The sequence below is a fragment of the Thiocapsa marina 5811 genome, from assembly GCF_000223985.1.
GTDB classification, from domain to species: Bacteria; Pseudomonadota; Gammaproteobacteria; order Chromatiales; family Chromatiaceae; genus Thiocapsa; species Thiocapsa marina.
Genome location: NZ_AFWV01000011.1, coordinates 77,048 through 89,680, shown reverse-complemented (window position 1 = coordinate 89,680; position 12,633 = coordinate 77,048). Strand labels below are relative to the sequence as shown.

General features: G+C 66.8%; 13 protein-coding genes. 10 read left to right on the top strand and 3 right to left on the bottom strand.

Translation table 11 applies throughout. From position 1 onward, the window contains the following. Nucleotides 1–77 precede the first annotated feature (77 nt). A complete protein-coding gene (locus THIMADRAFT_RS16465) occupies nt 78–464 on the top strand; it encodes a PF20097 family protein (protein WP_007194207.1) in 387 nt (128 codons plus the stop codon). A 49-nt stretch (nt 465–513) separates the two neighbouring features. Here the strand turns inward: THIMADRAFT_RS16465 and THIMADRAFT_RS16460 are convergent, their stop codons facing one another. Beyond that, nucleotides 514–996 (bottom strand): DUF2939 domain-containing protein, encoded by a 483-nt coding sequence (locus tag THIMADRAFT_RS16460; protein WP_007194206.1) that lies wholly within the window; start codon nt 994–996, stop codon nt 514–516. A gap of 194 nt (nt 997–1,190) precedes the next feature. On the opposite strand from THIMADRAFT_RS16460, the gene THIMADRAFT_RS16455 reads away from it, so the two are divergent. From THIMADRAFT_RS16455 to THIMADRAFT_RS16445, 3 genes are all read left to right on the top strand, one after another. After that, nucleotides 1,191–2,441: a multifunctional CCA addition/repair protein gene (locus THIMADRAFT_RS16455; protein ID WP_007194205.1), complete on the top strand. Its 1,251-nt coding sequence runs from the start codon at nt 1,191–1,193 to the stop codon at nt 2,439–2,441. Nucleotides 2,442–2,674: 233 nt separating this feature from the next. Then, nucleotides 2,675–3,421 (top strand): bifunctional 2-polyprenyl-6-hydroxyphenol methylase/3-demethylubiquinol 3-O-methyltransferase UbiG, encoded by a 747-nt coding sequence (gene ubiG, locus THIMADRAFT_RS16450; protein WP_007194204.1) that lies wholly within the window; start codon nt 2,675–2,677, stop codon nt 3,419–3,421. Nucleotides 3,422–3,517: 96 nt separating this feature from the next. Then, nucleotides 3,518–3,703, top strand: a complete 186-nt coding sequence (locus THIMADRAFT_RS16445; protein ID WP_007194203.1) for a hypothetical protein — start codon at nt 3,518–3,520, stop codon at nt 3,701–3,703. Here the strand turns inward: THIMADRAFT_RS16445 and THIMADRAFT_RS16440 are convergent. Continuing rightward, nucleotides 3,700–4,833 (bottom strand): aminotransferase class V-fold PLP-dependent enzyme, encoded by a 1,134-nt coding sequence (locus tag THIMADRAFT_RS16440; RefSeq protein WP_007194202.1) that lies wholly within the window; start codon nt 4,831–4,833, stop codon nt 3,700–3,702. The two genes, THIMADRAFT_RS16445 and THIMADRAFT_RS16440, sit on opposite strands and share 4 nt — an antisense overlap. After that, a complete protein-coding gene (locus tag THIMADRAFT_RS24895; RefSeq protein ID WP_007194201.1) occupies nt 4,830–6,251 on the bottom strand; it encodes a L,D-transpeptidase family protein in 1,422 nt (473 codons plus the stop codon). Before THIMADRAFT_RS24895 ends, THIMADRAFT_RS16440 begins: the two co-directional genes overlap by 4 nt. A gap of 258 nt (nt 6,252–6,509) precedes the next feature. Between THIMADRAFT_RS24895 and mdoH the strand changes: the two genes are divergently transcribed. The 6 genes from mdoH to THIMADRAFT_RS16405 all read left to right on the top strand — a co-directional run bounded on the left by mdoH (nt 6,510) and on the right by THIMADRAFT_RS16405 (nt 12,604). Next, nucleotides 6,510–8,354 (top strand): glucans biosynthesis glucosyltransferase MdoH, encoded by a 1,845-nt coding sequence (gene mdoH, locus THIMADRAFT_RS16430; RefSeq protein WP_007194200.1) that lies wholly within the window; start codon nt 6,510–6,512, stop codon nt 8,352–8,354. Further along, the gene (locus tag THIMADRAFT_RS16425) at nt 8,335–9,105 is read left to right on the top strand and encodes an FkbM family methyltransferase (protein WP_007194199.1); all 771 of its coding nucleotides are present in this window, start codon (nt 8,335–8,337) and stop codon (nt 9,103–9,105) included. The genes mdoH and THIMADRAFT_RS16425 overlap by 20 nt, the downstream gene beginning before the upstream one ends. Then, the gene (locus THIMADRAFT_RS16420; RefSeq protein WP_007194198.1) at nt 9,095–10,108 is read left to right on the top strand and encodes a zinc-dependent alcohol dehydrogenase; all 1,014 of its coding nucleotides are present in this window, start codon (nt 9,095–9,097) and stop codon (nt 10,106–10,108) included. The genes THIMADRAFT_RS16425 and THIMADRAFT_RS16420 overlap by 11 nt, the downstream gene beginning before the upstream one ends. A 150-nt stretch (nt 10,109–10,258) precedes the next feature. Continuing rightward, on the top strand, nt 10,259–10,675 hold the full coding sequence (locus THIMADRAFT_RS16415) for a 6-pyruvoyl trahydropterin synthase family protein (protein ID WP_007194197.1): 417 nt from the start codon (nt 10,259–10,261) through the stop codon (nt 10,673–10,675). After that, nucleotides 10,672–11,736: a glycosyltransferase family 4 protein gene (locus tag THIMADRAFT_RS16410; RefSeq protein ID WP_007194196.1), complete on the top strand. Its 1,065-nt coding sequence runs from the start codon at nt 10,672–10,674 to the stop codon at nt 11,734–11,736. Before THIMADRAFT_RS16415 ends, THIMADRAFT_RS16410 begins: the two co-directional genes overlap by 4 nt. Continuing rightward, nucleotides 11,729–12,604 carry a class I SAM-dependent methyltransferase gene (locus THIMADRAFT_RS16405; RefSeq protein WP_007194195.1) on the top strand — a complete coding sequence of 292 codons (876 nt, stop codon included), beginning with the start codon at nt 11,729–11,731 and terminating at the stop codon, nt 12,602–12,604. The genes THIMADRAFT_RS16410 and THIMADRAFT_RS16405 overlap by 8 nt, the downstream gene beginning before the upstream one ends. The last annotated feature ends 29 nt before the right edge of the window (nt 12,605–12,633 follow it).

Sequence of the window (12,633 nt, the reverse complement as noted above, 5' to 3'; positions counted from 1 at the left end):
GACTTGAATGAGCGATGCGCGCCGCTGCCGAGGGGCGGTCGCCAGGTGAAATCGGGTGGCATGAGGTAGACCGAGCGATGTCGGCAAATTCGGCAATCTTGATCGGCGCAAGCGCCGCCATCGCGGCCTTGCTGGCCCTCTGGGCGATCGTACGCCATCTGCAAGGCAAGGCGTTCGAGATCCCCGCAACCGCCGAGCTCTGGTCGGGACGTCGCTACGCCTGCCCTGACTGCGGCACCGCGATGGAGGCCGGCTGGGTCATGCTCGGCAAGGGTGCGATCTGGTCATCGCGCGGGAAGGGACCGCCCGGAACCTTCGCGCATATCGGCAGCGCCCTGCCCAACACCATCAGCTTGTCACTTCGGCCGGCGGCCAACATGGCGTGGCGATGTCCGAGCTGCCGACTCCTGCTGATCGACCACCGCAAGCTCGTGAAACCGGCCGGCCGGGGCGGCACCGTCTAGGACCGATCCCGCCGCCACGGATTGCGGCCGACGAGGCGGCTGCGCCGACTCAGTCGATGATGTCGGTGATCTTCCAGTCCGTGCCCTGCAACGTCATCCGAACATGGGTCGGCGAGCGGCCCAAATCGCCGATGCGGATCAGGAAGCGGTTGTAGGACTCGAAAAAGGCGAAGTCGATTCCGCCGAGCAGGTAGGGCGGACTCTGGCCGGTGGCTCGCGTGACCGCGCCGCGCAGCGTGTCGCGCACCCAGGGCAGGGTGATCGCCTGCTCGAGCGCCGAGTCGCCGAGGCGGTCGACGTTTTGACGGATCCAACCCATGACGCTGTCCGGATCTGCGGAGGGGAGAATGCCGCCCACGTCCGCGGTGACGCGTTCCTTGTAATTCGCGCGAATCGCCGGCAGATCCACCATGGTGGCGAGCTGAGCCGTGCCCTCTTGATTGATCGCCTCGTCGAGACGGAAGACCGTGAAATAGGGCCAGATGCCGTAGCCGATCAGCGCGAACAGGATCAGATATCCAAACAGTCGCATGGTCTTCGGGTCTCGAGTGATGAAACGGTCCGTGAATTCTACCTGCAAGCCTCTGCCCGGTATAATCCCGCGACCGGACAGACCGCAGAGAAGAGGCTCTCCATGCCGATCGCGACTCCCGCTAGAGACTGGCGCCGCCCCCGGGCGGGCCTTTGCTTCGTCGCCGATGCGTTCTCGCGCGCCGGATCCTCCCCGTGAGCGCAACCGATGGTCTGAGAACCTATCTGGTCGGCGGCGCCGTGCGCGACCGTCTGCTCGGGCGCGCGGTCAGCGAGCGCGATTTCGTCGTGGTCGGCGCCACACCCGATGAGCTTCTGTCCCGCGGTTTCCAGCAGGTCGGCAAGGACTTCCCGGTCTTTCTTCATCCACAGACCAAGGACGAGTACGCCTTGGCGCGCACCGAGCGCAAGACCGCGCCCGGTTATCATGGCTTTGCGGTGCACGCGGACCCGGAGATCACGCTCGAGGAGGACCTGCAGCGCCGGGATCTCACCATCAATGCGCTTGCCGAGGATCCCTCCGGTGTCCTGATCGATCCCTACGGAGGGCTTGCGGACCTCCAGGCGCGCGTCTTGCGGCATGTCTCCCCCGCCTTCGCGGAGGACCCGGTCCGGATCCTGCGTCTCGCCCGCTTCGCGGCCCGCTTCGACGACCTCGGTTTCCGCATCGCGCCCGAGACCATGGATTTGATGCGCGAGATGGTTGCGGCCGGGGAGGTCGATGCGCTCGTCCCCGAGCGCGTCTGGCAGGAGCTGGCGCGTGCACTCTGCGAGGATCGACCCTCGCGGTTCTTCGAGGTTTTGCGCGACTGCGGCGCACTGGTCCGGTTGCTTCCCGAGGTCGATCGGCTCTGGGGCGTACCCCAACCGGCCAAATGGCACCCGGAGGTCGACACCGGCGTGCACGTCATGCTGGTGATCGACATGGCCGCGCGGCTGTCCCCCGATCTCGGCGTGCGCTTCGCTGCGCTCTGCCACGACTTGGGCAAGGGGACCACGCCGACCGAGATCCTGCCGAGCCACCGAGGTCATGAGGAACGCAGTGTCGATCTGCTCGAGGCGGTGTGCGAGCGTCTGCGTGTCCCGGTGCGCTTTCGCGAGCTCGCCCGCATCACGGCGCGCTACCACGGCCTCGTCCACAAGGTCGACGAGCTGCGGGCGACGACCATCCTCGATCTCCTGGAAGGCGCCGACGCCTTCCGCCGGCCGGAGCGCTTCCACCGGATGCTGACGGCCTGCGAGGCCGATTATCGAGGCCGAACCGGCTATGCCGACCGCGATTATCCGCAGGGCGAGACCCTGCGTCGGTTGCAGGCCGCCGTCGCGGCGGTGGACGTCGGTGCCGTCGCGCGAGCCGCACGCGAGCCGCGCTTCATCCCGGAGCACATCCGAGCGGCACGCATCGCCGTCTTGAAGACGGCGATGCGCAGCGACCGCGGGTCCTAGTACACCGTTCCACCTTATTTTGCATGCTCAGAGCCACCCAAAGGCGCCAGGGCAAGGCACAGGCCGCGGGGAATAGTGGATCCTATTTCCAAGGGCTGCAACGGGGTACTGGAACCCTTTCAACCGGCGCTGCCGGTGCCGTCACCGAACGCTGCGGCGGATAGCGTGCCGTTGGAATCCCGCACGCTCACCACGATCTCGCACCTGAACCGCAGATCATCAGGAGCAGGCCAATGAGCGTCGTGCATTTAAGCGCGCCCACGATCGATCCGGAGGAGGTCGCCTATTTCGAGCGACTCGCACACCGTTGGTGGGATTCCGAGGGTCCGTTCTGGCCCTTGCACCGTCTCAACGCCTTTCGGGTCGACTATATTCGCAGACACCTTGCCGCAGCGTTCGGGCGGGATCCGCGGGCCGAGCGCCCGTTTGAAGGGTTGAAGGTTCTGGATATCGGATGCGGAGGCGGGATCCTCAGCGAGTCGATCGCGCGACTCGGTGCCTCTGTCACGGGCGTGGAGATTACCGAGAAGAACGTTCGGGTGGCGCAGATCCACGCCCAGTGGAGCGGTCTGGAGATCGATTATCGCCTGGGCACCGCAGAGGATTTGGTGCGCGCCGGCGAGCAGTTCGACGCCGTGCTGAACATGGAGGTGATCGAGCATGTGGAGCATCTGCCCGAGTTTCTTGCCGACTGCGGTCGTCTGGTTCGACCGGGCGGGGTGATGTTTATCGCCTCGATCAATCGAACGATCGCGGCCTTGATCGTGGCGATTTTCGGTGCGGAGTATGTGCTGCGCTGGCTGCCCAAAGGCACGCACCACTATCGCAAGCTGGTTCCTCCAGGCGAGGTCGAGGCCTTCTTAGGTGATGACTTCCAGGTCAAAGACCGCACCGGTGTCCGGGTGAATCCGTTCAATCGAAGGTTTGGCGTCACCCGCTGGATGGGCGTGAACTATATGCTTCTCATGCAGCGTCGCTGAGGGTGTCGGGGCGAAGGCGCGAGCGTGGCCACCGTGCCGAAGGAGGGTTGTCGAGGTGTGTCGGGTTGTCGAAGGTTCGGTTTGGAGGGCAGGACGATGATCGAAGAAGGCGAATTGGAGGGCTGGATCGCATCGATGTCGCGCGGCGACTGCGGTTTCACGTACATCAGGTTTTATGCCGATGCTCCGGAATGGGTCCGAGACACGGCGATCAACCGCTTCGGCAAGGGTACGGTCTTTCTGCCGCCCGCCGAGATCAAACCCAAGGCGAACGCGGCCTAGTGCGCCGCAAGGGAGAGGACCTCGCCGAGCGCTCGGTCGATGACCTCGAAGGGGGTGTAGAAGTGCGGTGAGAAGCGAATTCCGCCGCCGCGTTGTGCGCACAAGACCCGGCGCTGCATCAGCTCGGGGTAGATCTCGGCCGCGGGTCTCCCGGGGACTCGAAAGGTGACGATGCCCGCGCGACGTTCGGTCGAGCGAGGGGACAAGAGCTCGAGCCCGTGCCGATCGATTCCCTCGATCAGATGTGCGGTGCGCAGCTGAAGCTCGCGCCAGACCTGCTCGATGCCGACCTCTTCGATCACCGCGAGACTCGCCTCGAGCGCATGGACGCCGAGGAGGTTCGGACTGCCGCACTCGAAGCGCCTTGCGTCCTCGGCGGGCTCCCAGTCCCGCCGGTCGAAATTCCCCGAGTGCTCGAGCATGTGCCATCCGAACTGGTGCAGGACCAGCGTGTGCCGCAGCGAGGGGCGAACGTAGAGCAGGGCGAGACCTTCCGGACCCAGCATCCATTTGTGTCCGTCGGCCACGACGAAATCCACATCGGCGCGCGAGAGGTCGAAGGGCAGGGCGCCGAGGCCCTGGATGGCGTCGACACAGAAGAGGATGCCGTTGGCGCGGCAAAAGGCGCCGATACGCGCCAGGTCCAACCGCAGGCCACGCGCGTATTGCACCCAACTCACTGCGATCATTCGGGTGCGCGGGGTGCAGAGTGCGAAGAGGTCGGTCTCGGGATCGGCGGATCCATCCAGGTCGAGCGCCTTCCAGGCCACGCCGCGAGTCGCCAGAGACTCCCAGACGACCCGGTTGGACGGGAACTCCTGCGCGATACCCACGATCTCGTCGCCGGGTTGCCATGTCAGGCCGTAGGCGATGATCGAGAGTGCCTCGGAGGTATTCTTCGCCAACGCGATGTCCGTCGCCGAGTCCGCTCCGACGAGCCTCGCCAGGCGCTCGCGCAGACGATGTTCGGTCGCGAGCCACCGTGGATAGTGCAGCGATCCGAGGCGACTGTTCTCCTCTGAAAATCGCGATACTGCTTCGGCGGCGCGCCGCGGCCAAGGTCCGACGGCCGCGTGGTTCAGGTGGCAGAGGGTCGGGTCGAGGTCGAATTCATCCGGACCGAGACTCAACCCTCGCTCCCCTCTGCCGCGGCAGCCGGCGCCTGCTGCGCTTGGGCCGGCGGCGCTGCCGGTGGCGCAGCCGCGGGCGCGGGGGCCTGCGAGGCTTCGCTGCCGGTCGAGGGCGGACTCTGCTGTGCCTCGGCCGCCGGTGCTGGATCCGACGCGGGGGCTGCCGGTGTCTGCGTCGCTGTCGGCGCCGATGAAGGAGACGGCGGGGCGGTGTCATCGGCCGGCCCGGCCGTTTCCGCAATCGTCGTTGTCTTGGTTTCGGGCGGTTCAGTCGGCCGGGGTTGTGATTCTGCCTGATCGGGTGCTCCAGCCGGCTCCGCGACGGTTCGGGGTGCGTTCGCGGGCGACGCAATCGGCGCAGTAGGTGCGGCAGTGACCGGTGCCGTCGGTGCGACCTCGCTCGGCGTGGCGTCGGACGTCGGGCTTGATCTCGGAGGCGCGGCCGCCGCGGTCGATGACTCCGGTGTCGACGCCGTTGGTGCGGTCGCCGGATCGGTCGCCGTCTCACTTGTGTCGGAAACGGTTGGCGGCTCGTCGGGTGCGGTCGTCGCAGCCTGCTGGGCGGGGCGTGAATCGGCTGGCGGGCGCGGCGTCGCGCTCGCAGCGGCCGGCGCGGCATCGGCGCCCGGGTTCGCGGCCGCCGCATTGGCCTGGGCGATACGCTGCTTTTCGGCCTCGCGTTTGGCGCGCGCGGCGGCGATGCGCTGTTTTTCGACGTAGTTGCCGTAGCTCGGGCCGGATCCGACGATGGTGACCTCGGTTCCATGAGAGACGTGTTTGAAAAGCACCGGGGCGAGCGTGCTCGGCAGACGGATGCAGCCGTGCGAGGCGGGTTGTCCGGGACGCGGTATGGGCCCGGCATGCAGACCGATCCCGTCGTAGGTCAGGCGCATGAAATAGGGCATGCGTGCGCCCTCGAAGCTTGCGCCCGAGGGGATCGGATCGCGGCCCGCCTTGGCGTTCGAGCGGACGACCTTGCCGTTCTTCACGACCTTGCCGTAGAGGTTCGAGCGCTTGTTCTCGACCTTTTCCATGACGGCGAATCGGCCGGTCGGGGTCGGATGCTTGGGCAGACCGCTGGCGATGGTGCTCCAGCCGATCTCGTCCTCGCCGACAAAGAAGCTTGCCCGCTGCTTATCCGTATCGATGACGATGCGCGAGACCTTGCGCCCGTCGCCGTTCCACTCGTAGAGCTTGGAGGGTTTCGGCTTCTCGACGGGGCCTTCGACGCGCTCCTCCGTCTGCGCAGGTGTCGGCTGCTCGGCGACGACCGGCTCCTCCGGCTTCGGCTCGGCCTTGCCGATGAATCGCGCCAGCTCGGTGCAACCCGTAAGGGTCAGAAGCATCGCGCAGGCACCCAGGACCTTGACGGAGGGGAATGAGGCGTGGGGCAAGCCCCGTCGTTGCATCTGGCTCATAGCGTCTTGTTCTTTGCAGGGGTCCCGGCCAAGCCCGGAACATTGCGATCGGTCAATTAGGTCTAAAGGATAGCGCGATGAAGGTCGAAGGGCACGCCGATCGACTCTTTCTTGACTTCCCCGTCTTAGCACCGAACTACCTCGCTGGCGAAGAGATTTTCGATCCAAGCCGACATACGGTCGCGGTCCGAACCCGTGAGACCGATCATTCAGGCCCTTTGGCCCGCCGATGTGGCATTAAATTGTACGGAGTATCGGATGCTGACGGATCGCGCCTCGACCCCTGAGCACGACACCGGACCGGACGGCTTTGGCGCCGATGCGGAAACGATGTCGCGCCGCCGCGCGTTGTTCTTCTTCTCGGTGATGACCACGGTCGTTTTTGCCCTCGCCCTTATGATCGCAGCCCTGTCGAGCGGCGGTTTCGACCTTCTCGACGCGGTCCTGACCCTGTGCTTCGGGTTGACGCTGCCTTGGACCGTTATCGGCTTTTGGAATGCCGTCGTCGGCTTCGCTCTGATGCGTCGTCATCCCGACCCCGCAGCCGTGGTCTGTCCGCTCGAGTGTGACCCGCCGAACGCCCTCGCCGGCAAGACCGCCATCCTGAGCTGCATCCGAAACGAAGATGCCGAGCGGGTCGTGCGTCACCTGGATCACATGATCCAGGGACTCGTCGAGTCGGGACACGCCGACGCATTCGAGATCTTCGTGCTCAGCGACTCCACGTGGCCCGAATGTATCGCGGCCGAAGAGGCCGGGGTAGAGCACCTGCGCGAGCGCTGGTCTCGGCAGATGAGCATCCGGTATCGGCGCCGCCGGGACAACCCCGGTTTCAAAGCGGGAAACATTCGGGATTTTCTGACCCATGGGGGCGACGGGTTCGATTTCGCCTTGGTCTTGGATGCCGATAGCCTGATGGCGCCCGAGACCATCCTGCGCATGGTGGGCATCATGCAGCGCAACCCGCGTCTGGGGATTCTGCAGAGTCTTGTCGTCGGACTGCCGGCCACGAGTGCCTTTGCGCGGATCTTTCAGTTCGGGATGCGTCTGGGGATGCGCTCCTATTCGCTCGGCAGCGCCTGGTGGCAGGGCGACAGCGGACCCTACTGGGGACACAACGCACTCCTGCGCGTGCAGCCCTTTCGTGCACATTGCCGGCTCGACCCGCTGCCGGGCTGCCCGCCGCTCGGCGGTTGGATCCTGAGTCACGATCAGGTCGAGGCGGTGCTGATGCGCCGGGCCGGCTACGAGGTGCGGGTGCTGCCCGAGGAGCGCGGAAGCTGGGAGGAGAATCCGCCGACCTTGATCGAGTTCATCCGACGCGACCTGCGCTGGTGTCAGGGCAACCTTCAATACCTGCGCCTGATCGGGACGCCGGGTCTGCATCCGATCGGGCGGGTTCAGCTGGTGCTTGCGATCCTCATGTTCATCGGTTCGCCGGCATGGGTCGTCTTCATGACGCTCGCCGCCCTGCAGATCGGACACGCGCCGCAGTCCGGTCCGGTCTTCGATCCGATCTTCGGCTGGTCGATCTTCGCGCTCGTCATGACGATGGTCTTTGCGCCAAAGCTCGCGACCTTGGGCAGTCTGCTGCTCTCCCGGGAGGGCCGCGCGGGTTTCGGCGGTGGTCCGCGCCTGTTGGCGGGCGCCTTCGGGGAGATTCTCTTCTCGACCCTGCTTGCGCCCGTCATGGCCTTGGCCCACACGCTCTTCATGGTCGGGCTCGTTTTCGGCAAGGCGATCGTCTGGTCGCCGCAGCGTCGCGACACCCATCGATTGAAGCCGACGCTGGCATTGCGTCGACTCTGGCCACAAACCCTCTTCGGGTTCGCGGGGATGCTTTGGTTGATCTCGAGCGACGCCGGCGGGGCGGTTCTCGTGTCACCCTTCATCCTCGGCGCCCTCCTCGCCGTGCCCATCGCCGTGCTGACCGCGTGGCCGGTCCTCGGCGCGTGGCTGGCGCGGGTTGGACTCTGGCGGATCCCGGAGGAGGTCGATCCGCCGGAATTGATCAAATCGCTCGGGCTTCCCGGGGCCGGCCGTCGACGCGCCTATGTTGCGGCCACGGAGACGGTGGCGGCGGATGCGATCGGTGGCGACTGATCGCGGCAACGCCCCGAGAGACGGCCTGCGCGCCCTCCTCGGTGTCGCGCGGTCGTTGAGGATCTACTATCTGCACCGGCGTCGCTCGCGGATGGACGCCTTCTATCGCGCCTTTCTCGACCCGGACGATCTGGCCTTCGACATCGGCTGTCATGTCGGCGATCGCATCGGCGCCTTTCGTCGCATCGGTGCCCGGGTGTTGGCCGTCGAGCCGCAGCCGATGATGGTGCGCACGCTGCGTTGGCTCTACGGACGCGACCCGGCGGTACGGATCGAGGCAAGCGCGGTCGGACGCGCGTCCGGTCGGGCGCAGCTGCAAGTGAATCGCGCCAATCCGACGGTGAGTACGCTCTCGACGGGCTTCATCTCGGCGGCGCGGGGTGCGTCGGGGTGGGAGTCGCAGCATTGGGACGGTGCGATCGAGGTTGCCTGTACGCGGTTGGACGATCTGATCGAGCGCCACGGCATGCCGCGCTTCGTGAAGATCGATGTCGAGGGTTACGAGGCCGAGGTGCTCGGCGGATTGACCCGACCCGCGGATGCCCTATCGTTCGAGTTCACGACGATCCAAAGGGACGTCGGACATCGTGCCTTGGCAGAGTGCTCGAGACTGGGCTATGCGCGATTCAACGCCGCGCTCGGAGAGTCCTACGTCTTCGCGCACGACGCTTGGGTCGACGCCGCGGCGATCGGCCGCTGGCTCGATGCCTTGCCGCACACCGCCAACTCGGGAGACATTTATGCCCGGTGAGTCGAGTGGGAACGCGAGTCGATCGCCCCCGGTGCTGTCCGCACGCGCCTACTGGGTCACCGGCCGCCTGCAAGGCGAGCTGCGCGACGAGCCGCTTGCCCCGCCCGGTCCGGGCGAGGCACTCGTGCGGACCCTCTACTCGGGCATCAGTCGGGGGACCGAGGCGCTGGTGTTGCGCGGCGAGGTTCCGCCGAGCGAATACACGGGGATGCGCGCTCCCTTTCAGGCCGGCGACTTTCCGTGGCCCGTCAAATACGGCTATTGCAACGTCGGCCGTGTCGAGGTCGGTCCGGCGGAATGGATCGGGCGGACCGTGTTCTGTCTCTATCCCCACCAGAGCGCTTATTGCGTCCCGATCGAGGCCCTCCAGAGGATTCCCGACGGGGTCCCGCCGGGGCGCGCGATCTTGGCGGCGAACCTCGAGACCGCCGTCAACGGGCTCTGGGATGCCGCGCCCCGGATCGGCGATCGCATCGCCGTCATCGGCGCCGGGTCGGTGGGCGTGCTCGGCGCCTGGCTGGCGGCGCGGATCCCGGGCTGTCGGGTCGAGCTGATCGACATCGACCCGCGCCGTGCCGAGATCGCCGCGCGGCTCGGTGTCGACTTTGCTCTGCCGGGGGATGCGCGCGGCGATGCCGATCTCGTCATCCACGCCAGCGGCTCTTCGGCAGGCCTGGAGCAGGCGCTCGAGCTGGCTGGCTTCGAGGCGACCATCCTCGAGCTGAGCTGGTACGGCACCAAGCAGGTCACCCTGCCGCTCGGCGCAGCCTTCCACCGGCGCCGCCTGACCTTGCGCTCCTCGCAAGTCGGCCAGGTCGCGACGGCACAGCGCGCTCGCTGGGATTATCGACGGCGCCTGGCTCTTGCGCTGTCGCTGCTCGCCGATCCGGCGCTGGATCATCTGATCAGCGGGGAGGATGGCTTCGATGATCTGCCCGCCGTACAGGCACGTCTGGCAACGGGTTCGAGCGATGCCCTGATGCACCGCATCCGCTACCCATGATCGGGCGCTCGGGGCCTCGACCTCGCATCCGAGCACCGCGCGTTTCTCGCGGCCGGGCGCGACAACCACGCGATGGAGCGGCTGGCCCGAGGTAGGGTATGCGTTTCGGTCGTTTTTTCTGGATCTACAACGTTCGGGACAGGAGACACCATGTACAGCGTTTGCGTTCGCGACCACATCATGATCGCGCACAGTTTCCGAGGGGAGGTCTTCGGACCGGCACAGCGACTGCACGGGGCCACCTATGTGGTGGATGTCGAGTTCCGTCGCCCCGAGCTGGACGCGGACGGCCTGGTGGTCGACATCGGTCTCGCCAGTCAGACGCTGCGAGCGATTTTGGCCGATCTCGATTATCGGAATCTGGACGAGGAGCCGGCCTTTCAGGGCCGCAACACCTCGACCGAGTTCCTCGCGCGCGTCATCTTCGATCGCATGGCCGCGCAGTTGAGCGCCGGCGCGCTCGGCGAGGGCGCCGGGGCGATCACGGCCCTGCGCGTGCAGTTGAGCGAGTCGCACGTCGCTTGGGCGGCCTATGCCTCGGAGCTGCCGCCTGCGGCGCGCCCGTGAGCGCTGCGGGTACGCTTGCGTTCCTGATACCGGGCGATCCGAGCACACCGACCGGCGGTTATCGCTATGATCGACGGATCATTCACGGACTGATCGGTGCGGGTCGGTCGGTGAAGACCGAGCGCCTCGACGAGAGCTTTCCACGCCCGACAGGCGCGGCATTGGTGGATGCGGAACGTTGTCTCTCCGGGATCCCGGACGGCACCGGGGTTGTCGTCGATGGATTGGCCTTCGGGTTGCTGAGCGAGAGTGCAGCACGCCATCAAGGCCGCTTACGCCTGATCGCCCTGGTCCATCACCCTCTCGCCTTGGAAACGGGCCTCTCCCCGGCGCGCGTCGAGGCGTTGCGCCGCGGCGAGAGCGCTGCCTTGGCCACAGCGCGCATGGTCGTGGCGACCAGCGGCGCCACCGCGGATCGACTCGTCGGCGAGTACGGGGTCTCGCGGGCCCGGATCCGTGTGGTGGCGCCCGGTACGGATGCCGCGCCTCTTGCAGTCGGATCCGGGGCGTCCGTGCCGAACCTGTTGTGCGTCGCCGCCGTGACACCGCGCAAGGGTCACGACATCCTCCTGCATGCGCTCGCCGCTCTGACGGACCGAGCCTGGCGGCTCGACTGCGTCGGGAGCCTGAGCCGCTGCCCCGCGACGAGCGCGGCCATGCAGCGTTTGTCCGAGCACTTGGGCCTGAGCGGGCGCGTTCGATTCACGGGCGAGGTCGACGAGTCTCGCCTCGCGGCGCTCTATCATCGGGCCGATCTCTTCGTCCTGCCGACACGCTTCGAGGGTTATGGGATGGTTTTGACGGAGGCACTGGCGCGCGGTCTACCGATCGTCAGTACCCGGGTCGGACCGATCCCGAATCTGATGCCCCGGGATGCGGGGCTCTTGGTGGAGCCGAACGATCCTGCTGCCCTGCGCGCCGCCTTGGCGCAGGTCCTCGACGACCCGAGGCGGCGCGCCGGGCTTGCCTCGGGCGCACGCTCGGCGCGCGCCGAGCTCCGCTCATGGGAGGCTGCGAGCGCCGATTTCATGGATGTTCTCGACGAGGTGTGCGATGGGTGACTTCGACGTCGATTGGTTGAGACTGCGCGGACCCGCGGATGAGCGTGCTCGCGCGGCGGATCTTCCGGTCTTGTTGCGTGCGCATCTCGCGAAGGGACCGCCGTTGAAGGTGCTCGACCTGGGGTGCGGCACCGGCTCCAACCTGCGTGCCCTGGCGCCGGCCTTGGGCGGTGCCCAGGCGTGGCTCTGTCTGGATGTGGATGCCGAGCTCTTGGATCGATTGGCGGACGAGACCCAAGCCTGGGCGCAGGCATCGGGGTTTGCTTGGGACGCGACCGCTCGGCGGGTCACCGGGGCGGAGCCTCGTCTGGACTGCACGCTGACGACCCGGCGATTCGACCTCGCGCCCGATTCGGCCGAGCTTCCGATCGACGGGATTGGCTTGGTCACGGCCTCGGCGCTGCTCGACCTGGTGTCGGAGACCTGGCTCACGCGCTTGGTCTCGCAGTGCGCGAAGGCCCGAGCGCCGATCCTGATGGCCTTGACCTACGACGGGCGTGTCGCCTTCGAGCCCGCCTTGAGCGGCGATCGCGAGGTCATCGAGGCCGTGAATCGCCACCAGAGACGCGACAAGGGCTTCGGCCCAGCGCTGGGACCGGGCGCGAACGCTCGGCTGGCGATCTTGGCGGCCGCGCAGGGATATTGGGTCGAGGTTCGAACGAGCGACTGGCGGATTCGACGTTCCGAGCGGGAGCTCCAGTCGGCTCTGATCCGTGGCTGGTCCCGGGCGGCCTGCGAGGAGGCAGCCGCCTCGGATCAGGCGGCGATCGCGCACTGGGAGGCGGTTCGGCTCGCTGCCGTCGAGCGGGGCTGTTCTCGAATCAACGTCGGTCATCGCGATCTTCTCGCCATTCCGTCGCGGGCTTAAACCGCGCCCGGAACGGTATGCGATGCTTT

Bases quoted from the DNA above. Each gene is read 5' to 3' on its own strand.
- THIMADRAFT_RS16465 (WP_007194207.1), top strand. From the start codon at position 78: ATGTCGGCAAATTCGGCAATCTTGATCGGCGCAAGCGCCGCCATCGCG.
- THIMADRAFT_RS16460 (WP_007194206.1), bottom strand. From the start codon at position 996: ATGCGACTGTTTGGATATCTGATCCTGTTCGCGCTGATCGGCTACGGC.
- ubiG (WP_007194204.1), top strand. From the start codon at position 2,675: ATGAGCGTCGTGCATTTAAGCGCGCCCACGATCGATCCGGAGGAGGTC.
- THIMADRAFT_RS16445 (WP_007194203.1), top strand. From the start codon at position 3,518: ATGATCGAAGAAGGCGAATTGGAGGGCTGGATCGCATCGATGTCGCGC.
- THIMADRAFT_RS24895 (WP_007194201.1), bottom strand. From the start codon at position 6,251: ATGAGCCAGATGCAACGACGGGGCTTGCCCCACGCCTCATTCCCCTCC.
- mdoH (WP_007194200.1), top strand. From the start codon at position 6,510: ATGCTGACGGATCGCGCCTCGACCCCTGAGCACGACACCGGACCGGAC.
- THIMADRAFT_RS16425 (WP_007194199.1), top strand. From the start codon at position 8,335: ATGCGATCGGTGGCGACTGATCGCGGCAACGCCCCGAGAGACGGCCTG.
- THIMADRAFT_RS16420 (WP_007194198.1), top strand. From the start codon at position 9,095: ATGCCCGGTGAGTCGAGTGGGAACGCGAGTCGATCGCCCCCGGTGCTG.
- THIMADRAFT_RS16415 (WP_007194197.1), top strand. From the start codon at position 10,259: ATGTACAGCGTTTGCGTTCGCGACCACATCATGATCGCGCACAGTTTC.
- THIMADRAFT_RS16405 (WP_007194195.1), top strand. From the start codon at position 11,729: ATGGGTGACTTCGACGTCGATTGGTTGAGACTGCGCGGACCCGCGGAT.